The organism is Pseudomonas pichavaramensis (genome assembly GCF_050473265.1).
GTDB lineage: Bacteria > Pseudomonadota > Gammaproteobacteria > Pseudomonadales > Pseudomonadaceae > Aquipseudomonas.
The window spans coordinates 107,796-129,177 of record NZ_JBJKFJ010000008.1 but is presented as its reverse complement, the minus strand read 5'-3'; the positions used below and the strand labels follow the sequence as shown (position 1 = coordinate 129,177).

The window sequence follows — 21,382 nt, the reverse complement described above, 5'->3', positions numbered from 1 at the left end:
ATCTCGGGATAGTGACCATCGACGTCGTCGATACCTGAAAAAGCGTTTATCGATCAGCCAGATAGCTCCGATACGATCGCTGATCGCCCACTCCTCCTTCCGTCTGCTCAGACCGGGGGCAGCGTGAACGGCACTGGCATCTGTATAAAAAACCAGTAAAACTTCGCAACATGCTCACCCTCGACGCCCCCGAACTCTATTACCTGGCCAACTTCCGCAAGGCCCTCGCCTGGCTCGACGCCCATCACCATGACCTGATGGACAACGCCGAGCGCGCCTTTGTCGCGGATTTTCCCCAGCTCTCCCTGCCCGCCCAGGCGTTGCTGGTGCGTCTGGTGATGCGCAAGGGCGTGCACTTTCGCGCCAGCAAGCTGCGCTATGCCGAGATCGGTGATATCCCCGGCGCAGCTTCGCCCCTGTTGGAACTGGGCTGGCTGATCGACTGCGCCGCACTGACCTTCGACGAGCTGGGCGCGCTGTTGCTCAAGGATGAGCTGGCCACACATTTCGCCGGCGATCTGCCACGCAGCAACTTGAAGAAGAGCGAAGCGCTCGAGCATCTGCGCGAGCTGTTTACCGAACCGCGCAGCCTGGCCGGCTGGTGCCCGCAGCTGGACGAACGCCTGCTGAGCCTGGCCATCGGCCCGCTGTGCGACCGCCTGCGGCTGATGTTCTTCGGCAACCTGGCGCAGGACTGGTCAGAGTTCGTGCTGGCCGACTTAGGCATCTTCCGTTACGAGCAGGTACCCATCACGCCGGGCTCGCGCGGCTTTCGCAGCCGTCAGGATGTCGACGACTATCTGCACCTGCGCCTCTGCCGCGAAGCCTTCGAGGCAGGCATGACGGTGCCCGAGGTACTGCAGCAGCTAGGTGATTTCAGCAGCGACAGCGCGCATATCGGCGAACGCCACCAGCGCCTGCTGCTGCAACTGGCGCAGCATCTGGAGCGCAGCGGCGAGCTGGACTCGGCCCTGACGCTGTATCGCGACACCCGCGCGCTCGGCTCGCGGCAACGGCAGATTCGTGTACTGGAACGCCTGGGCCAAGATGCCGAGGCACTCACCCTGGCCGAACAGGTGATCACGACGCCGCACAATGCCGAAGAAGCGCAGTTGGCCGAACGGGCGCGCACCCGTCTGCGCAAACGCCTTGGCCTACCGCCAGCGGCCAAGGCCGCGAAGCTGATCGAGGATCGTCTCGACCTGCGCCTGCCGCGCGCCGCCAGCGTCGAACTGGCCGTCGCCATGCACCTGGCCGAGCCGGATGCGCCAGTGCATTACGTGGAGAACACGCTGATCTGCGGACTTTTCGGTCTGCTCTGCTGGGAAGCGATCTTCGCCCCGCTGCCCGGCGCCTTCTTCCACCCCTTTCATACCGGCCCGGTGGATCTGCACCGCGCCGATTTTTACGCCCGGCGCAGCGAACTGTTCGACGCCTGCCTGGCGCGCCTCGACGATGGCAGCTACCGCGACGCCATGCGTCGCACCCATACCGAAAAGTTCGGTATCCAGTCGCCCTTCGTGTTCTGGGAGCTGCTTGATACCGAGCGCCTGGAACAGGCATTGACCTGCCTGCCAGCGGCGCACCTGGGCGCCTGGTTCCGTCGCCTGCTGGCCGATATTCGCGAGAATCGCGCCGGCATGCCCGACCTGATCCAGTTCTGGCCCACCGAGGCGCGCTACCGGATGATCGAGGTAAAAGGCCCCGGCGACCGCCTGCAGGACAACCAGAAACGCTGGCTGGCCTTCTGCGCTGAGCACGGCATGCCGGTCAGCGTCTGCTACGTGGAGTGGAGCAATTGAGCCTGCGCATCGCCGTGCGCGAACTGTGCGAGTTCACCGCCAAGGAGGGTGATCTCGACCTGCGCTTCACCCCCTCGCCCACCGCCCAGGAGGGCATGGCCGGGCACGCCACGGTGGTTGCCCGGCGCGGCCCGGATTACGTCGCCGAACTGCCACTGATTGGCGAATTCGAAGGGCTGACGGTCAGTGGCCGCGCCGATGGCTTCGACCCCGAGTTTCGCCTGCTGGAAGAGATCAAAACCCACCGCGGCGACATCTCGCGCATCCCGGCCAACCACCGCCTGCTGCACTGGGCACAGGTCAAGATCTATGGCTGGCTGCTGTGCCAGGAGCTGGGCTTCGAGGAACTGGATCTGGCGGTGGTCTACTTCAACGTCATCACCCAGCAGGAAACGGTGTTCCGCGAACGCCACAGCGCTGCCGCGCTGGGCGAGTTCTTCGCCCTGCACTGCCGCCGCTACATTGCCTGGGCGCTGCAGGAACAGGCGCACCAGCAGGCGCGCAACCAGGCGCTCGATGCCTTGAGTTTCCCCTATGGCGAATTTCGTCACGGCCAGCGACAACTGGCAGAAGCCGTGTACCGCGCCGCACGTGACGGCCACTACCTGCTGGCGCAGGCCACCACCGGCATCGGCAAGACCCTCGGCACCCTGTTCCCGCAGCTCAAAGCCATGCCTGGCCAGCAGCTCGACCGCCTGTTTTTCTTGAGCGCGAAGACGCCGGGCCGACGCCTGGCCCTGGATGCCCTGCAACGCCTGCGCGAGCCGGACACACCACTGCGCGTACTGGAACACGTGGCTCGCGACAAGGCCTGCGAGCACCCGAGCAAGGCCTGCCATGGCGACTCCTGCCCGCTGGCCAAGGGCTTCTACGACCGCTTGCCGGCAGCCCGAAGCGCAGCACTCAAGGAACGCTGGCTGGATCAGCAAGCGGTGCGCAATATCGCCATCATCCACGGCGTGTGCCCCTACTACCTGAGCCAGGAGCTGTGCCGCTGGAGCGACGTGGTGGTATGCGACTACAACTACTACTTCGACCTCGGCGCCCTGCTGCACAGCCTCACTCTGATCAACCAGTGGCGCGTTTGCCTGCTGGTGGACGAAGCGCACAACCTGGTGGATCGCGGCCGTGGCATGTACAGCGCCGAGCTGGATCAGGCGCGCTTCAAGGCCATGTGCCGCGATGCGCCGAAGCGCCTGAGGAGCGCTCTGGAACGGGTTGACCGTCACTGGGACCAACTGCATCGCGAGCAAAAAGTGCCCTATCAGGTCTATCCACTAGCACCAGAGCTGTTGATCGCGGCACTGGGCAAGGCGGTCAGCGCCATCACCGACCTGCTCACCGACCAGCCAGAAGGTAACGCCGGCGAGCTGCTCAGCTTCTATCTCGACGCCATGCTGTTCTGCCGCCTGGCGGAGAGTTTCGGCGCCCACTCGCTGTTCGATATCAACCGCGATGAGGTCGGCAATGGGCGTAGCTACTCGACCCTGTGCATCCGCAATATCCTGCCGGCGCCCTTCCTCGGCCCGCGCTTCGAAGATGCCCACAGCGCCACGCTGTTCTCCGCCACACTCAGCCCCAGCCACTACTACCTCGACCTGCTTGGCCTGCCGGAGGAGACCCAGTGCCTGGACGTGGCCTCGCCGTTCAGTGCCGAGCAACTGCACGTGCAGGTAGTGCGCAACCTGTCGACCCGCTACCAGCACCGCGACGCCTCGCTGCAACCTATCGCCGAGCTGATGGCACGCCAGTACGCCGAACGCCCCGGCAACTACCTGGCCTTTTTCAGTAGCTATCAGTACCTGGAGCAGGTGCTGCAACAACTGCGCCGCGATCATCCGCAAATACCGCTCTGGACGCAGTCGCGGCAGATGGACGAGGCGGCGCGGCAGGGCTTTATCGAACGCTTCCAGATCGGCGGACGTGGCATCGGCTTCGCCGTGCTCGGCGGCGTGTTCGGCGAAGGCGTCGACCTGCCCGGCGAACGCCTGATCGGCGCCTTCGTCGCCACCCTCGGCCTGGCCCAGCTCAACCCGATCAACGAAGAAATCCGCCAGCGCATGGACAGCCTGTTCGGCAATGGCTACGACTACACCTACCTCTACCCCGGCCTGCAAAAGGTGGTGCAGGCCGCCGGGCGGGTGATCCGCACGCCGGAGGATCAGGGCGTGCTCTACCTGATCGACGACCGCTTCGCCCGCCCGGAAGTACGCCGCCTGTTGCCGACCTGGTGGCAGGTGGAGCTGCTGCGCTTGCCTGTCACGCTGCCTGTACTGGAAAGCTGAAAACACGCGGTGCGCGCGGCGCACCCTACGGAAATGGCGACGCTTCTGCAGGGTGTCGCGGGGTCGCCTAGGCCGCGCGCACCAGATCAGGCGTCGGGCAGCAGCAGGATGACTTCCACTCCGCCCTCGACATTACCGATCTGCAACTTACCGCCATGCAGCTCGGCCACTTCCTGCACGAAGTTCAGGCCCAGGCCGGTGCTCTTGCGGCCGCCGTTGGGTCGTGGCAGGGAGTAGAAGCGTTCGGTCAGCCGCGCCAGCGCGTAGTCGGGGATGGCTTCGCCCTGGTTGAACAGGCGCAGCTCGATGCCCTCGCCCTGGCGTTCGGCGTTAATGCGGATGCGTCCGCCGGGCGGGGTGAAGTCCAGGGCGTTATCCAGCAGGTTGGCCAGTGCCTGGCATAGCAGGAAGCGCTCGCCACGCAGGCTGAGGTCTGCCGGCAGCGCCTGTTCGATCTGCAGATTGGCGGCGGTGATGCGTGCCTGTTGGGCTTGCAGGAGTTCGTCCAGCAGTGGCGCCAGCGGCACCGTCACGCGTTCTTCCAAGCCCTGGCGTTGCTCTACCTGGGCCAGGTGCAGCAGGCGTTCGATCAGGTTCTGCAAGCGTGCGCTTTCCTGCTGGATATTGGCCACGAAGCGCTGGCGCTGTTCGATGGGCATCTCGCCGTCGAGCAGTTCGGCTGCGCCACGGATGGCCGCCAGCGGGCTCTTCAGTTCGTGGGTCAGGGTGTGCACATAACGCTCGACGTAGGCCTTGCCCTCCAGCTCGGTGCGCATGCGCTCCACGGCCACGGCCAGTTGCCCGAGCTCGCCACCACGCACTTGCGGCGCCTCGGCGCGCTGGCCCTCGCTGACCGCCTGGGCATAACGCGTGAGCTTGCCCAGCGCGGCGCTGAGCCACCAGGACAGCGCCGCGCCGATCAGCAACCCAAGACCGATCAACCCGGCGCCAAGCCAGCCCAGGCGGTTCTGCGAGCGCTCGATGTAGGGCTGCAGGGTGCGGTTGGGCTTGGCCACCGAGACCACGCCGATGATGCGCTCGCCGTCCTTGATCGGCGCGGCGACGTACATCACCGAGGAATCCGGATCGTTCGGGTCTTCGCGGGTGGAGCGCGCGCCGTACTGACCGCGCAGGGTCAGCAGTACGTCGTTCCAGCGCGAGTAGTCTTGGCCAACCGCCTGGCCGGTGGAGTCGAGCAGGACGACACCCTGGGCATCGGTGACGTAGATGCGGTGGTTGACCTCAGCCTTGGTGACGCCCCAGATGCTCGCCTGCGGCTGACGCCGGCCATAGGCCTCCAAGGCTTCGGGCAAGCGCCCTTGGCCAAGAGTGCCAGCCTTGACCTGATCACGCAGGATCTCGGCCAGCAGGTTGGCAGTATCGACCAGAGTTTCTTCGGTGCTCTGGCGCACGCCAGGGCGGATTTCGTCCATCACCGTGCTGAGCACGAACCAGCCGGCCAGACCGACGAAGAGGAAGTAGACGAGGAAGATGCGTACGCCCAGCGGCATGACTCAGGTCTCTGGCTCGAAGCTGTAGCCCAGTCCGCGATGAGTCTGGATAGGCTCTTCGCTCGGGGCGATGGCGCGCAGCTTGGCACGCAGGCTCTTGATATGGCTGTCGATATTGCGCTCGTAGCCGGCTTCGCTGGCCACGCCAAGGGCGTCGAGCAACTGCTCGCGCGAGTAGACCCGCCGTGGCTGGCCGAGCAAGGTGCGCAGCAGACGGAATTCATGGCGGGTCAGGCTCAGCGGCTGGCCGTGGTAGTGAATGCGAAAGGCCGCTTCGTCGATCTGAAAGGTGCCCGGCGTATTGGCCGCTACAACGTCACGTGGTTGCACACGTTTGAGGATGGCCTTTACCCGCGCCGCGACTTCGCGCGGACTGAAGGGTTTGACCACATAGTCATCGGCGCCGATTTCCAGGCCCACCACACGGTCGATTTCTTCGCTGCGGGCGGTGAGGAAGATCACCGGCACCTCGGAAAACCGCCGCAGGCGTTTGCACACTTCGAAACCGCTGATATCGGGCAGGCCGACGTCGAGAATGGCCAGATCGAAGACGCCGTTTTCCAGCAGGGGCAGCGCCTCGCCGCCCAGGCTGGACCAGTGCGTGACAAAGCCTTCGGCCTGCAGGGCATAGACCAGCGTATCGGCAATCGCGGCCTCGTCTTCGACTATGAGTATCTGCGGCATCGGGCGTCCTGCACCTGGTGTTCGACGGCAGGAGACTGCCGGGGGCCGGGGCGGGCGTCAAGGTTGGGCGCGAGGGCTCATACGCACATGCCCCGGATCTCATCCGGCCTAGGTCGGCGGTTTGCCGTGCTCGACGCCAGCGCCTATCAATGCTCGCCGCGAATGTATTGTTCCAGCTGGCGAATCAAGTCGGCCTGTTCGGCGATGGTTTCCTTGACCAGGTCACCGATGGACAGCAGGCCGATCAGTTCGCCCTCTGCCAGCACCGGCAGGTGGCGCAAGCGGCGTTCGGTCATCAGTTCCATGCAGTGCTGCAGGCTGTCGCGCGGGCCGACGCTGATCACGTCGCGAGTCATGATTTCGCTGACCTTGGCCGCCAACATGGAGCGCTCGGCCAGCGCCACCTTGCGCACATAGTCGCGCTCGCTGACGATGCCGGCCAGACGCCCGCCGGACAGCACCACCAACGCACCGATGCCCTTCTCCGCCATGATGCGCAGGCCATCGAGCAGCGAGTCATCCGCATCGATGCTGTAAAGAAGCGCGTTCGACTTGGTTCTGAGGACTTCGGCGACCGTTTTCATGCTGGGGCTCCGTGTGATTTGCATTGTTTTTAGCAGAGTTGGCCGGCCAGGTCAGCCTGGGAGCAGCAGGAAAGTCGCCGAGAGCTGATCAGGCAAGGCAAGAAACGCTTTGCTGCAGCACAGTCTTCCTGCAGAGCCTGGCCCTCAATTAAGACTGAAGCGCCCGGTGTTCTGCGCCAGGCCCTCGCTGCCCCGACGCAGCTGTTCAGCAGCGCTGCTGACGGCCTGGGCGCCATCGAGCAGTTGACCGGCGGCCTGATCGACCTGCTGGATATTGCCACTGACCTCATCGGCAGTGGCTGCCTGCTGCTCGGCGGCGGTTGCGATCTGCGCCAATCGGTCGCTGACGCGCTGCACCGATACGACGATTTCCTGCAGCTCGTCGCCCATGGCCAGCACGCTGCCGATATCACCGTCGGCCTGGCTGCAAGCCTCCTCCATCAGGGTGACCGACTGCCCGACCACCCGCTGCAGGTTATCCACTGTCTGGGCGATCTCCTGGGTCGAGTCCTGGGTACGCTTGGATAACGAGCGCACCTCGTCGGCAACCACGGCAAAGCCTCGTCCTGCTTCGCCAGCACGCGCGGCTTCGATGGCGGCATTGAGCGCCAGCAGATTGGTCTGTTCGGCGATGCCCTTGATGACATCGACCACACGGTTGATCTGCTGGGTCTGCTCACGCAATTGCTGCAAGGCCTCGGCGCTGTCACCAAGACGACTGCTGAGCTGACGCATGCTGGCACTGGTACGCTCGCTGCGCTGGTTGCTGCTCAGCGCCACCTCACGCGTCTGCTGCGCCTCCACTGCCGCCTGCTCGCAGCTTTGCGCCACGCTCTGCGCGGTGGCGGCCATCTGTGTGGCGGCCGTGGCGATCTGGCTCATCTGCGCCTGCTGCTGCTCGACTGCATCCAGCGCTTCACGCGCCCGGCCGCCGAGCAACTGCACCGTACCATCGAGCTGTTGGCTTTCGCGGTTGACCCCTTGCAACGAGTCGCGCATCTGCTCGACGGCGGTATTGAGTGCCTGAGCGATGGCCGCCAGGTCGTCGCGGCCATTGACCTGCATGCGTACGCGCAGGTCGCCGTCACGCAGCCCGCGCGCGGCTTCGATGATGTTTCCGGTGCTGAGACGGATCGAAGCGTTCAGACACAGCAACACGTACATGGCCAGCAGGGTCAGGATGCTGAATGCGCCGATCACCTCGATCATCGAGTGCAGCGCTTGCTGCCGATAGCCCGCGAGACTGGCCGCGAATTGCTGGTACATCACCTGCTGCAGGCCCTGCAGCTGCGATTCCAGCGTCTCCACGCGCTGCACGAACTGCTCGGGTGTCAGCGCCATGGGATTGGCTTCGAACACGTCACGGTCGATCTGCGCGAGAAACTCGTCGAAGGCCTTGAGCGAGGAGTCGAAAGGTGCGCTCAACTGGCGCATGGCTTGTGGCGCTTCACGTGACAGCGTGGTCTGCGCCTTGACCAGTTGCGCGCGTTGCTCGTCCAGGCTGCGGCGCAAATCCCGGACCAGTACCCGGCTCTGCAAGGTGAAGTGTTGCGACACCACCGCGCCGTGGGCCTGGGCCGCAAAGGTGCCGAGCTGCTCGAGCAGGCGCGGCATGATGTAGGTGATCTGCTCCATCATCAGATAGGTATCGAGACGCGGATCGAGGATCAGGGTGCTATCGGTCGCCACCTGCTCGCGCAGCGCGATCAGATGCAACAGTGCCTTCTGGTAGCGCTCAAGCGCATCGGGTAGCGCAACCCGGGTCAGCCCGGCGGCACGCAACCCGTCGCGCTCGGCCTGCAAGGCCTGGAAGTGCTGGCGCGCCTGATCGCTGACCAGACTACTCTGCAGCGGCTGCGCAGCCTGCTGCAGCGCGGCGTCGAGCTGTCCCTCGCGCTGCTGAAGCAGCCCCTGGGCAGCGTCCTCTGTGCCTTTCCAGCGCGCCAGCAGCGTGCGCTGGGCGATCAGTTCCTGCTGAACCTGCGCCATGCGCTCGAGCGCCTGCGCGCCCTCGACCTCGAAGTCGATGGACTGCAACCGCGACAGGTAGTCGCTGCTGATAACCCAGAGCGCGTAACCCAGCGGCAAGGCGAACAGCAGAAACACCAACTGAAACTTGTGGGCGAAGCTGAACCGCTGCAGCAGCCGTACACCCGGCTTGAGTACTCCCGTCATGACGACACCTCAGTGACCTAAAGGGCCTACAGGCCTGGCAGAGAATTGCACGTAGCAAAAAGCAGGCCCGACGCCCCTCAGGGCAAGGAAGTCGTAACTGGGCACTCAAGGCGAGTGTACTGGCCGATGGGCATCAGCCTTTTCTGAAATGCGACAATTAGCTCAGCATTGAGGACGATCGCGGGTGTAACGCTCGGCCGGATCGACGGCTGCACCAAGATCGCGCATGGCACTGGCACCAATCAGCAGCGGGTAGCTGAAGGTTCGCCGGTCGGTCAGGTTGACCTCGATGGTGTTCTCTTCATCGCCGAGACAGATCGGCATCTCGATCACCGGGCGCTGTGAATAGGCCACTTCCTTCGGCGCGGCGCCATCACCCTCTTCGGCGCGCTTCTTGATCTCGGCGATACGCACCAGCGGATGTTCATAGAGCGTGTCGTCTGCACCCTCGACTGCCAGACGGAAACGCACCCAGTCTTCGCCATCGCGCTCGAACGCTTCGATGTCCTTGGCCGACAACGAGGCGGTCATCGCGCCGGTGTCCATCTTGGCCTTGAGGGTCTGGCCCAGGTCGGGAAGCTTGATCAGTTCGTAACGGCCATAGAGGTCAGGTTGCTGATTGGCCGCAGCCGGCAGGCTGATAGCGGCCAGCAGGAGCAGTGCATATTTCAAGGGTCGGTCCTCTCGTTTGCGATGACCGAATCTCCGACTGCTCTGCCTTTGCCATGTTCCGCGGCAAGCGTTACCACATGCTACGACCCGGCGCTCAGCTGCCTTGCCAGGCTAGCGCCCGCGTCCTTCCAGCTCCATCCCGGTCCAGAGTTCATCGAGCCGCTCGAAGCCCCACTCCTCGGCCGACTCACGCCCCACGATGCGGTCCTGATCGGTCATCTTGCTCAGATCGATAATGCTCTGCGTCAGGGGGACCCGGGACTTGGCCGAAAAGAACACCTTGACCTTGGGTGCCAGCAACGCCTTGGGGTTCTGCTCCATGACCACGGCCAGACGCCCACTCTGCAGGCGCACCAGGGCGCCGACCGGATAGATGCCCACCGTCTTGACGAAGGCCTGGAATACCGCCTCGTCGAAATGCCCCTTCCATTCAGCCATCTTGCGAATCGACTCGGCGGGGTCCCAGCCAGCCTTGTACGGGCGGTTCGAGGTGATGGCGTCGTACACGTCACACACCGCGCCCATCTTCGCCAGCAGGCTGATCTGCTCACCCTGCAGGCGGTGTGGATAGCCGCTGCCATCGATCTTTTCGTGGTGATGCAGACAGACATCCAATACCAGTGCGCTGACCTGCTTGCTCTCGATCAGAATGCTGCCGCCCTGCTCCGGATGCTTGCGCACCTTGGCGAACTCCTCGTCACTGAGTTTGCCGGGCTTGTCCAGAAGCTCCTGCGGCACCGCCATCTTGCCGATGTCATGCAGCAGGCCGGCCAGCCCGGACTCACGCACAGCGGCTTCGGGCAGGCCAAGCTGACGCGCCAGGGCAATCATCAGTGCACACACGGCGACCGAGTGCATGTAGGTGTATTCATTGCTGTGCTTGAGCCGCGCCAGGCTGATCAATGCATTGGGATGGCGCATGACCGACTGGGAGATCTCCTCTACCAGCGACTCCACCTGGCCGAACTGCAGCGCCTGGCCCATACGCGCATCGCTGAACATCTCCATCACCGCCTGCTTGGAGCGCGCGCAGAGCTTCACAGCCTGCTCCAGCTCCTGCTCCATCGACAAGGCCTTGACCTTGGGTGGTTCGATGGCAGCCATCAGACGTGCCTGCGCTTCGCACTCGACCTCTGCCTCGGTGGCGGTCTGAACGCCGGCTGCAACATCCGCCCCCTTGCTGACATCGATCCACAACTCACTGATCGCGCTATCGCGAATGCGCGCGAGATCCTTTTCGGAGTTGAGAACGAACTTGGACTTCCAGAAGGGGTGATCCATCCATGAGCCGCAGAATTCCTGAATGAACATTCCGACGCGTAGATCGGTAACTGCAATCCGCTTGAGCATGAATTTTTACCAACAGATGGAAATGCCTTCCCTGACCAGACAAATCCGCATGACGACTATGGGTATATAGCCGCTCCACTGGCAATAGGCCAGTCGGTGATGCTTTGAGCAAAGCGTCCAGCTTGCATAAGATGGCCCCTCACTGCCCGCCATGGAGTTGACATGCGCTCACTGCTGACCGGCCTTGCAAACGTCGTTCTGCTGCTCGCCAACACACTGATTCTGATCGGCCCACTGCTGCTGATCGCGTTGGGCAAGTTCGTTCTGCCAGGCCAGGCTGCACGTGACACCTGCTCGCGTGGCGTGATGTGGGTCGCCGAGTTCTGGGCCGAAAACTGCAAACGCATCTTCGCCCTGCTGACGCCGACACGCTGGGACATTCGGGGCAATGCCGAACTACGCCAGGACCGCTCCTACCTGGTGATCAGCAATCACCAGTCCTGGGTGGACATTCCGGCACTGGTCCAGGCCTTCAACCGCAAGACGCCCTATTTCAAGTTCTTTCTCAAGCAGGAACTGATCTGGGTGCCCTTTCTCGGTCTGGCGTTCTGGGCCCTGGATTACCCCTTCATGAAGCGTTATTCCAAGGCATTTCTGGAAAAGAACCCGCACATGAAGGGCAAGGATCTGGAGATCACCAAGGCCGCCTGCGAGAAATTCAAGCGCCTGCCCGTCACCGTAGTCAACTACCTGGAAGGCACCCGTTTCACCCCGGCCAAGCAGGCGCAGCAACAGTCGCCCTACCGCTATCTGCTCAAACCCAAGGCCGGCGGCGTGGCGTTCGTCCTGGCGGCACTGGGCGAGCAGATCGATGCCGTGCTGGATGTGACGCTGGTCTATCCCGGCAAGCAGGTGCCGGGATTCTGGACCTTGCTCAGCGGCCAGGTCCCGAAGGTGATCATCGACATCCAGACCCTCGAACTCGACCCGGCGCTATATCAGGGTGATTACCAGAACGATCCGGGTTTCCGCCTGCAGATGCAGGACTGGGTTTCGGACCTGTGGCTGGCCAAGGACGAGCGCATCGCCCAACTGCGCGGCGAGAAGCATGACTGACTGACGCCGCCAGGCGGGAACGTTCGGATTTCCGAATGCCTCAGCCACGAATAGTCGGCAGCGCGAACGCGCGGCGCCTCAAACCAGCCCTCACCAAAAAATTAAATACATATAAATCAGTTAGTTACACAACAATCGATCACCTCGAAAACGCTGGCATGCAACCTGCTCAGATCCTTTCAGGAATGCGACAGACCTTCCGTGAGCAAAGTGGCGCCAGCGCCATCACAAAAACAACATCGAGGACTCGATTCATGCGTACCTTCCACCGTGTACTGAGCGTGGCCATTGCTGCAGCCGTGCTCTCCACTCCGGCGCTCGCAGAGGAGCTGACCGGCACCCTGAAGAAGATCAAGGACACCGGCAGCATCACCCTGGGCCACCGCGACTCCTCCATTCCCTTCTCCTATTTTGGTGACAACTCGCGCAAACCGATTGGTTACTCCCACGATCTGCAACTGAAAGTGGTCGAGGCGCTGAAACAGGAACTGGGCCTGCCTGACCTCAAGGTACGCTACAACCTGGTGACCTCGCAGACCCGCATCCCGCTGGTGCAGAACGGCACCGTCGACCTGGAGTGCGGCTCCACCACCAACAACGTCGAGCGCCAGCAGCAGGTCGACTTCTCCGTTGGCATCTTCGAGGTCGGCACGCGTCTGCTGGCCAGGAACAGCAGCGGCATCAAGGACTTCGACGACCTCAAGGGCAAGAACGTGGTGACCACCGCCGGCACCACCTCCGAGCGTCTGATCAAATCGATGAATGCCGAGAAGCAGATGGGCATGAACGTGATCTCGGCCAAGGATCACGGCGAATCCTTCCTGATGCTCGAATCCAACCGCGCCGTCGCCTTCATGATGGACGACGCCCTGCTCGCCGGCGAAATGGCCAAGGCCAAGAAGCCTGACGACTGGAGCGTGGTCGGCACGCCACAGTCATTCGAGATCTATGGCTGCATGCTGCGCAAGGGTGACGAGGGCTTCAAGAAGGTGGTCGACAAGGCCATCAGCGACACCTTCGCCTCCGGCGAGATCAACGACATCTACAACAAGTGGTTCCAGCAGCCCGTTCCGCCGAAGGGCCTGAACCTGAATTTCCCCATGAGCGACGAGCTGAAGCAGCTGATCGCCAAGCCGACCGACAAATCTGCAGAACAGATCTGACGGTGATGCGCCGCCACGCTCACGAGGCGTGATGGCGCGGGGACACCGGGGAAGCCAGCGGCTTCCCCAACCTAATTTCTGACGAAGCCGAGACCGTCCGCCCATGCGGCTACGGGCAACTGCTGCCCGCTCTCCAGGCTTCGCCACTGTAGCCGTACTGACGATCTTGCGAGTCGCAGCCCGCGTTGGGCGCAGCTGTGACGACGCGCAGCAGATCGCATCCTCACCCGAGGGGAGCCGTAATGAATTACAACTGGGACTGGGGCATCTACTTCAAGTCCACCGGCATCGGCAGCGAGACCTACCTGGACTGGTTCATCACCGGCCTGGGCTGGACCATCGCCATCGCCCTGGCGGGCTGGCTGATCGCCCTCGCGCTCGGCGCGTTGCTCGGTGTCATGCGCACCGTGCCGAACCGCTGGCTGTCCGGCCTGGCCACCGCCTACGTGGAAGTGTTCCGCAACGTGCCGCTACTGGTGCAGCTGTTTCTCTGGTACTTCCTGGTGCCGGACCTGCTGCCGGAACCACTGGAACTCTGGTTCAAGCAGGATCTCAACCCCGCCACCTCGGCCTACCTCTCGGTGGTCGTGTGCCTCGGCCTGTTCACCGCTGCGCGGGTCTGCGAGCAGGTGCGTACCGGTATCCAGGCGCTGCCCAAGGGCCAGCTGGCAGCAGGCTATGCGCTGGGCTTTCGCCTGCCGCAGATCTACAAGGACGTGCTGCTGCCGCAGGCGTTTCGCATCATCATTCCGCCGCTGACCAGCGAGTTTCTCAACATCTTCAAGAACTCCTCGGTGGCCTCGCTGATCGGCCTGATGGAGCTGCTGGCGCAGACCAAGCAGACCGCCGAGTTCAGCGCCAACCTGTTCGAGGCCTTCACCCTGGCCACGCTGATCTACTTCACCCTGAACATGAGCCTGATGATGATCATGCGCCTGATCGAGAAGAAGGTCGCGGTGCCGGGGCTGATTTCCGTAGGAGGTAAATGATGGATTTCAGTCAGATCGTTCCGGCGCTTCCCGGACTATGGGAAGGCATGCTGATCACGCTCGAGCTGATGGTGCTCGGCGTACTGGGCGGTGTGGTGCTGGGCACCCTGCTGGCCCTGATGCGCCTGTCGCACAGCACGCTGTTGGCCAATATCGCCGCCACCTACGTGAACTACTTCCGCTCGATCCCGCTGCTGCTGGTGATCACCTGGTTCTACTTCGCGGTGCCCTTCATTCTGCGCTGGATCACCGGCGAGGACACCCCGGTCGGCGCATTCAGCTCCTGCCTGGTGGCTTTCGTGATGTTCGAAGCCGCCTACTTCTGCGAGATCGTCCGCGCCGGCATCCAGGCCATTCCCAAGGGACAGATGGGCGCTGCTTCGGCACTGGGCATGAGCTACGGCCAGAGCATGCGCCTGATCATCCTGCCGCAGGCCTTCCGCAAGATGACGCCGCTGCTGCTGCAGCAAAGCATCATCCTCTTCCAGGACACTTCGCTGGTGTACACCGTGGGCCTGATGGACTTCCTCAACGCCGCCCGCTCGCGCGGCGACATCATCGGCCAGCCCCACGAGTTTCTGATCTTCGCCGGCCTGGTCTACTTCACCGTCAGCTTCGCCGCCTCGCAGCTGGTCAAGCTTCTGCAGAAAAGGTTAGCCGTATGATTGCCATCAACAACGTCAACAAGTGGTACGGGGACTTCCAGGTGCTGACCGAGTGCAGCACCGAGGTGAAGAAAGGCGAAGTGGTCGTGGTCTGCGGCCCGTCCGGTTCGGGCAAGTCGACACTGATCAAGTGCGTCAATGCGCTGGAGCCCTTCCAGCAGGGTGACATCGTGGTCGACGGCACCTCCATTGCCGAGAAGAAGACCAACCTGCCCAAGCTGCGCTCGCGCGTCGGCATGGTGTTTCAGCACTTCGAACTGTTCCCGCACCTGACCATCACCGAGAACCTGACCATCGCGCAGATCAAGGTGCTGGGGCGCAGCAAGGCGGAGGCCACCGAGAAAGGTCTGGCCCTGCTCGACCGTGTCGGCCTGGCCGCCCATGCGCACAAGCACCCGGGGCAGCTCTCGGGCGGGCAGCAGCAGCGCGTGGCGATCGCCCGTGCGCTGGCCATGGATCCGGTGGTGATGCTGTTCGACGAGCCGACTTCGGCACTCGACCCGGAGATGGTCAACGAGGTGCTCGACGTGATGGTCCAACTGGCCCAGGAGGGCATGACCATGATGTGCGTGACCCATGAGATGGGCTTCGCGCGCAAGGTCGCCGATCGGGTGATCTTCATGGACCGCGGGCAGATCGTCGAGGACTGCGCCAAGGAAGAGTTCTTCGGCGACATCAATGCCCGCTCCGAACGGGCCCAGCAGTTTCTGGCGAAGATTCTCCAGCACTGACCGGCTAGGGTGCGCCATGCGCACCAACGCCTACACACGCACCACAAGCCGGTGCGCGTGGCGCACCCTACGCTTCGGCCCCGCACATCGCAGGATGACTTACGCCAGCGGCCAGCCCATCCTACCCAGCCGGGGAGGACTGTGATGCAATACCCCGCCGCCAGTCCTCGCGCTATGCCGCACGCCCTGACCGTGAACCCACGCCTGCTTCGCTATCTCTCGCTGGCCAGCCTGCTCCTCTTGCTGGTGCTTGGCTGCGGCTACGCCGCCTACCTGCTGAGTGACCGCAGCGGCATTCAGACGCTGGCCGAAAATGGCGAACGTCAGCTCGAGCTCAATGCCCGTGCAGTGGAAAGCGAGATTACCAAGTACACCTACCTGCCCAGCCTGCTGGAGCTGGAAGGCAACGTTTCGCGCCTGTTGCAGGCTCCCACTGCCTACCGCCGTCATCACGTCAACCAGTACCTGGCAGGCCTGAACCAGCGCAGCGGCAGTCTGGCCATCTATGTGCTCGACCTCGACGGGCGGGTCATCGCCACCAGCAACTGGGACCGCGCCGACAGCTATCTGGGCGAGGACTTGTCGTTCCGTGCTTATTACCAGGAGGCCGTGCAAGGCAATCCCGGCCGCTTCTACGGTATCGGCAGCACCACCGGCGAGGCGGGCTATTACCTGTCGCACGGGCTGCGTGAAGACGGCAAGGTGATCGGCGTGGCGGTAGTCAAGGTGCGCCTGGGTACCCTCGAGGAACGCTGGCAGCGCGCCCACCTGGAGGCCTACGTCAGCGACGAGAACGGCATCATCATTCTCTCCAGCACGCCCGAACGCCGCCTCAAGGCCGTGCAGCCGCTGGACGACGCCAGCCGCGAGCGCCTGGCGCGCAGCCTGCAATATCACTGGGCGGCACTGGAGGAGCTGCAGTTCGCCGGGCGTGAAGCGCTGGGCGCCGGCCTGGAACAGGTCAGCTTCGACAATGACGGCGCCACCACCCGCTACCTGCTGCAGACCCGCCCGCTGGTCGATACTCCCTGGCACCTGACGCTGCTCAGCCCACTGCAGGAGCAACGCAGCGCGGCGTTGCTGATTGCCCTGCTGGCTGCAGTGGCCTGCGCCTTGCTGGCCTTTCTGCTGATTGCCTGGAACGAACGGCGCAAGGTCATCGCCACCCGCCTGGCGGCACGCGAGGCATTGCAGGCGGCCAACGACGAACTGGAACGCAAGATCACCGAACGCACCGCCGACCTGCAGGCCAGCAATGCACGCCTGCTGGCGGAAGTGAGCGAGCGCGAGCAGGCCGAAACCACCCTGCGCCAAGCCCAGGACGAACTGGTCCAGGCTGGCAAACTGGCGGTGATCGGGCAGATGTCCACCAGCATCGCCCACGAGCTCAACCAGCCATTGGCCGCCTTGCGCACCCTGTCGGGCAATACGGTGCGTTTTCTCCAGCGCGGTGCCCTGGATGTCGCCAGCAGCAACCTGCAGAACATTGCCGAACTGGTCGACCGTATGGGCAAGATCACCGCCAGCCTGCGCGCCTTCGCCCGCCGCGCCGGCGACCAGGGTGAAGCCTCGCTGCAGCAGGCCGTAGACGCCGCCCTGCTGCTGTTGCACCCGCGCCTGCAACGTACGCGACTGCAGATACATCAGGACTTCGCCGACACCCGCCTGGCCATCGAGCAGATTCGTCTGGAGCAGATTCTGGTCAACCTGATCAGCAACGCGCTCGATGCACTGCAACCACAGGCCGACCGGCAGATCTGGCTGAGCGGCAACGCCGAAACCGAGCACTATCAGCTGGAAATCCGCGACAACGGCCCCGGCATCGCGCCGGAAACCCGCGCCCATCTGTTCGAGCCGTTCTTCACCACCAAACCGGGTGAACAGGGCCTGGGACTCGGCCTTACCCTCTCCGCCAGTCTCGCCGCCGCCGCGGGCGGCAGCCTTACCGTGCGCCACCCGGCAGAGGGCGGTACCGCCTTCATCCTCAGCCTGCCCTATCCGCGAGAGCCACAAGCATGAGCGACAGCCTCACCGTCCTGATCGTCGAAGACGACCCCCATGTGCTACTCGGCTGCCAGCAGGCCCTGGCCCTGGAAGACATTCCCAGCATCGGCGTGAGCAGCGCCGAGGAAGCGCTGGCGCAGGTCGACGCCGATTTCGCCGGCATCGTCGTCAGCGATATCCGCCTGCCCGGCATCGATGGCCTGGAGCTGCTGACCCGCCTCAAGCAGCGCGACGCCAGCCTGCCGGTGGTGCTGATCACCGGCCACGGCGACATCGGCATGGCCGTGGGGGCAATGCGCAACGGCGCCTATGATTTCATGGAAAAACCCTTCTCCCCCGAACGCCTGGTCGACGTAGCCCGCCGCGCCCTGGAACAACGCGCCCTGGCCCGCGAGGTCAGCGCCTTGCGGCGGCAACTGGCCGGGCGCCAGGCGCTGGAACAACGCATCATCGGCCGCTCGCCTGCCATGCAGCAGTTACGCGAGCTGATCGCCAACGTCGCCGATACCAACGCCAACGTACTGATCGAGGGCGAGACCGGCACCGGCAAGGAACTGGTCGCGCGCTGCCTGCACGACTTCAGCAGGCGGCAGGGCAAGCAGTTCGTCGCGCTCAACTGCGGCGGCCTGCCGGAAAGCCTGTTCGAGAGCGAGATATTCGGCCACGAGGCGCATGCCTTTACCGGCGCCGGCAAACGCCGCATCGGCAAGATCGAGCACGCCAACGGCGGCAGCCTGTTCCTCGATGAAATCGAGAGCATGCCGATCAACCTGCAGATCAAGTTGCTGCGCGTATTGCAGGAACACAGCCTGGAGCGCCTCGGCTCGAACCAGTCGGTAGCGGTCGACTGCCGGGTGATCGCCGCGACCAAGTCCGATCTGGATGAGCTGGGCAAGCGTGGCGAGTTCCGTAGCGACCTGTACTACCGGCTGAACGTGGTGACCCTGGAGTTGCCACCGCTGCGCGAGCGCCGCGAAGACATCGCCCTGCTCTTCGAGCACTTCCTGCAACTGGCGACCCTGCGTTTCGACCGCGCCGTGCCGGAACTCGACCGTCAGACCCTGGCTGCGCTAACCGCACATGACTGGCCCGGCAACGTGCGCGAACTGCGCAATGTCGCCGAACGCTTCGCCCTGGGTTTGCCGGTGTTCAAGAAGAGTGGGCAGGCCGACACCAACACGCTGGGTTTCAACGAAGCGGTGGAAGCCTTCGAGCGCAGCCTGCTCAGCGCCGCGCTGGAGCGCCATGCTGGCAATCTCAGCCAGGCAGCACAGACCCTCGGCATGGCCAAGACCACGCTGTTCGACAAGGTCAAGAAGTACGGACTGTAGGAGCGGCTTCGGCCACGAACGGGCCAGATAGCGCCATACCGAAGCGCAGAGTGCACTTGGTGTCCTACAACAGAAAAAGGGAGCCCGAAGGCTCCCGAAGAAAGGCGCGGACCAATGCGCCCAGGGCCGTGAAACTCAGGCTGCGCTGAAGGTCTTGTGCGGGTCGATGACGAATTTTTTCGGCGCACCAGCGTCGAATTCGCCATAACCGCGCGGCGCGTCATCCAGGCTGATCACCTGTACGCCCACCACTTCAGCGATGTTGATGCGGTCCCACATGATGGCCTGCATCAGCTGACGGTTGTACTTCATGGTCGGGGTCTGACCGGTGTGGAAGCTGTGCGACTTGGCCCAGCCCAGACCGAAGCGAATGCTCAGCGCGCCCATCTTGGCAGCGGCGTCGACAGCGCCCGGATCTTCGGTCACGTACAGGCCCGGAATACCGATGTTGCCGGCCACGCGGGTTACCTGCATCAGCGAGTTGAGAACGGTAGCCGGCGCTTCGTGCTTGGCACCTTCGTGACCATGGCCACGGGCTTCGAAGCCTACGCAGTCGATGGCGCAATCCACTTCCGGCTCGCCCAGCAGGTCAGCGATCTGCTCGTGCAGCGGGGTGTCCTTGGACAGGTCGGCGATTTCGAAGCCCTGGGCCTTGGCGTGAGCCAGACGAGCCGGGTTCAGGTCACCGACGATGACCACGGCAGCGCCCAGCAGGCGGGCCGAAGCAGCAGCAGCCAGACCAACCGGGCCAGCGCCGGCAACGTATACGGTGCTGCCTGGGCCAACGCCAGCAGTCACAGCGCCGTGGTAGCCGGTCGGCAGGATGTCGGACAGGCAGGTCAGGTCACGGATCTTCTCCATGGCCTTGTCGCGGTCCGGCAGTTTCAGCAGGTTGAAGTCGGCGTACGGAACCATCACGTACTCGGCCTGGCCACCGGTCCAGTCGCCCATGTCGACGTAGCCGTAGGCACCGCCGGCACGTGCCGGGTTGACGGTCAGGCAGACGCCGGTGTGCTGCTCCTTGCAGGAACGGCAGCGACCGCAAGCGACGTTGAACGGAACGGAAACCAGGTCGCCGATCTGCATACGCTCGACGTCGGAACCCTTCTCGACGATTTCACCGGTGATCTCGTGACCCAGAACCAGGCCAACCTGCGCGGTGGTGCGACCACGAACCATGTGCTGGTCCGAGCCGCAGATGTTGGTGGATACCACTTTCAGGATGACACCGTGCTCGATCTTCTTGCCGCGCGGGTCCTGCATTTTCGGGTAGTCGATCTTCTGTACTTCGACTTTGCCCGCACCGAGATATACAACACCACGATTACCAGACATGCGTAACTCTCCTTTCTTTTTGTGGACACAAGGCGCGGCCGACGACCACGCGGTCTTGCACTGGAGCTTTTCGTCTGTTGCCATTCACCGCCGACAACACTGGCAGAGCGATGAAAGAAATTGTCCCGAAGGTCGTTCGGGTAGGTTTCAAGCGTTGAGCACCACCGTACGGTTGGCGTTGAGGAACACGCGACGGTCGATGTGATAACCGACAGCGCGCGCCAGGGTCAGACACTCGATGTCCCGCCCTTTGGCGATCAGATCTTCGGGGTAGTGGGCATGATCCACCGCCTCCACACCCTGGGTGATGATCGGCCCCTCATCGAGATCGTTGTTGATGTAGTGCGCCGTGGCACCAACCAGCTTGACGCCCTTCTGATACGCCTGATGGTAGGGTTTGGCGCCCTTGAAACCGGGCAGCAGCGAGTGATGGATATTGATCGCCCAGCCGTCGAGTTTCTTGCACAACTCGGGCGACAGCACCTGCATGTAGCGCGCGAGCACCACCAGTTCGGCGCCGGTATCCTCGATCACCTGCAGCACGCGACGCTCTTGCGCGGGCTTGTCGGCCGGATCCAGCGGGAAGTGGTGATAGGGAATACCGTGCCAGCGTGCCAGAGGTTCCAGATCAGGGTGATTGGACACCACTGCCACAACATCCATGGCCAGTTGGCCAATACGCTGACGATAGAGCAGGTCGTTCAGGCAGTGGTCCGCCTTGGAGACCATCAGCACGACCTTGGCGCGATAGCCTGGCGGGGTCAGCTCGACCTGCATGTCGAATGGCGACAGACGCTCGGCGAGGCCGGAGCGAAAGGCCTGTTCGTCAAACCCTTCGGGCTGACGGAACTCGACACGAATGAAGAAGCGCGACGAGAGTCGGTCATCGAAACTGTGATGCTCGGTGACGTAGCAACGCTGCTCGACGAGAAAGCGGGTAACCGCATCCACGGTGCCGAGCACGCTCGGGCAGTGGGCCGTGAGAATCCAGGTATCGGGGGTGCGGCTCATAATAGACTCCGAGACAAACTCCGTTGCTGTTCAC

The 21,382-nt window shown here is 63.4% G+C and carries 17 protein-coding genes; 9 read left to right on the top strand and 8 right to left on the bottom strand.

What is annotated here, in order from left to right:
• Window positions 1–170 precede the first annotated feature (170 nt).
• Together ACJRW5_RS14790 and ACJRW5_RS14785 are read left to right on the top strand one after the other, a co-directional pair.
• A complete protein-coding gene (locus ACJRW5_RS14790) occupies window positions 171–1,802 on the top strand; it encodes a VRR-NUC domain-containing protein (protein ID WP_484571263.1) in 1,632 nt (543 codons plus the stop codon).
• Entirely contained in the window at window positions 1,799–4,087 is a 2,289-nt protein-coding gene (locus ACJRW5_RS14785) for an ATP-dependent DNA helicase (protein WP_484571262.1), read from the top strand. The genes ACJRW5_RS14790 and ACJRW5_RS14785 overlap by 4 nt, the downstream gene beginning before the upstream one ends.
• An 86-nt stretch (window positions 4,088–4,173) precedes the next feature.
• On the opposite strand, the gene creC is transcribed toward ACJRW5_RS14785, so the two are convergent.
• The 6 genes from creC to ACJRW5_RS14755 all read right to left on the bottom strand — a co-directional run bounded on the left by creC (window position 4,174) and on the right by ACJRW5_RS14755 (window position 11,063).
• Entirely contained in the window at window positions 4,174–5,598 is a 1,425-nt protein-coding gene (creC, locus tag ACJRW5_RS14780) for a two-component system sensor histidine kinase CreC (protein WP_484571261.1), read from the bottom strand.
• Between the two features lie 3 nt (window positions 5,599–5,601).
• Window positions 5,602–6,282, bottom strand: a complete 681-nt coding sequence (gene creB, locus ACJRW5_RS14775) for a two-component system response regulator CreB (protein WP_484571260.1) — start codon at window positions 6,280–6,282, stop codon at window positions 5,602–5,604.
• Window positions 6,283–6,428: 146 nt separating this feature from the next.
• A complete protein-coding gene (locus tag ACJRW5_RS14770; protein WP_484571259.1) occupies window positions 6,429–6,866 on the bottom strand; it encodes a CBS domain-containing protein in 438 nt (145 codons plus the stop codon).
• Window positions 6,867–7,010: 144 nt separating this feature from the next.
• Window positions 7,011–9,041, bottom strand: coding sequence for a methyl-accepting chemotaxis protein (locus ACJRW5_RS14765; RefSeq protein WP_484571258.1), 2,031 nt, complete (start codon window positions 9,039–9,041; stop codon window positions 7,011–7,013).
• A 162-nt stretch (window positions 9,042–9,203) separates the two neighbouring features.
• A complete protein-coding gene (gene rloA2 / locus ACJRW5_RS14760) occupies window positions 9,204–9,713 on the bottom strand; it encodes a retropepsin-like aspartic peptidase RloA2 (RefSeq protein ID WP_484571257.1) in 510 nt (169 codons plus the stop codon).
• 111 nt (window positions 9,714–9,824) lie between these two features.
• The gene (locus tag ACJRW5_RS14755) at window positions 9,825–11,063 is read right to left on the bottom strand and encodes an HD-GYP domain-containing protein (RefSeq protein WP_484571256.1); all 1,239 of its coding nucleotides are present in this window, start codon (window positions 11,061–11,063) and stop codon (window positions 9,825–9,827) included.
• A gap of 162 nt (window positions 11,064–11,225) precedes the next feature.
• Here ACJRW5_RS14755 and ACJRW5_RS14750 point away from each other — a divergent pair, with 162 nt between their 5' ends.
• From ACJRW5_RS14750 to aauR, 7 genes are all read left to right on the top strand, one after another.
• On the top strand, window positions 11,226–12,119 hold the full coding sequence (locus ACJRW5_RS14750) for an acyltransferase (RefSeq protein WP_484571255.1): 894 nt from the start codon (window positions 11,226–11,228) through the stop codon (window positions 12,117–12,119).
• Between the two features lie 254 nt (window positions 12,120–12,373).
• Window positions 12,374–13,282, top strand: coding sequence for a glutamate/aspartate ABC transporter substrate-binding protein (locus ACJRW5_RS14745; protein WP_484571254.1), 909 nt, complete (start codon window positions 12,374–12,376; stop codon window positions 13,280–13,282).
• Window positions 13,283–13,524: 242 nt separating this feature from the next.
• Window positions 13,525–14,271, top strand: a complete 747-nt coding sequence (locus ACJRW5_RS14740) for an amino acid ABC transporter permease (RefSeq protein WP_484571253.1) — start codon at window positions 13,525–13,527, stop codon at window positions 14,269–14,271.
• Window positions 14,268–14,936, top strand: a complete 669-nt coding sequence (locus tag ACJRW5_RS14735) for an amino acid ABC transporter permease (RefSeq protein WP_484571252.1) — start codon at window positions 14,268–14,270, stop codon at window positions 14,934–14,936. Before ACJRW5_RS14740 ends, ACJRW5_RS14735 begins: the two co-directional genes overlap by 4 nt.
• On the top strand, window positions 14,933–15,667 hold the full coding sequence (locus tag ACJRW5_RS14730; RefSeq protein ID WP_484571251.1) for an amino acid ABC transporter ATP-binding protein: 735 nt from the start codon (window positions 14,933–14,935) through the stop codon (window positions 15,665–15,667). Before ACJRW5_RS14735 ends, ACJRW5_RS14730 begins: the two co-directional genes overlap by 4 nt.
• 144 nt (window positions 15,668–15,811) lie before the next feature.
• Window positions 15,812–17,686, top strand: coding sequence for a sensor histidine kinase (locus tag ACJRW5_RS14725; RefSeq protein ID WP_484571250.1), 1,875 nt, complete (start codon window positions 15,812–15,814; stop codon window positions 17,684–17,686).
• On the top strand, window positions 17,683–19,002 hold the full coding sequence (gene aauR, locus ACJRW5_RS14720) for a two-component response regulator AauR (protein ID WP_484571249.1): 1,320 nt from the start codon (window positions 17,683–17,685) through the stop codon (window positions 19,000–19,002). Before ACJRW5_RS14725 ends, aauR begins: the two co-directional genes overlap by 4 nt.
• Before the next feature lie 135 nt (window positions 19,003–19,137).
• On the opposite strand, the gene fdhA is transcribed toward aauR, so the two are convergent.
• Window positions 19,138–20,337 (bottom strand): formaldehyde dehydrogenase, glutathione-independent, encoded by a 1,200-nt coding sequence (fdhA, locus tag ACJRW5_RS14715; RefSeq protein WP_484571248.1) that lies wholly within the window; start codon window positions 20,335–20,337, stop codon window positions 19,138–19,140.
• Between the two features lie 147 nt (window positions 20,338–20,484).
• Window positions 20,485–21,348 (bottom strand): formyltetrahydrofolate deformylase, encoded by an 864-nt coding sequence (gene purU, locus ACJRW5_RS14710; RefSeq protein WP_484571247.1) that lies wholly within the window; start codon window positions 21,346–21,348, stop codon window positions 20,485–20,487.
• Window positions 21,349–21,382 lie beyond the last annotated feature (34 nt).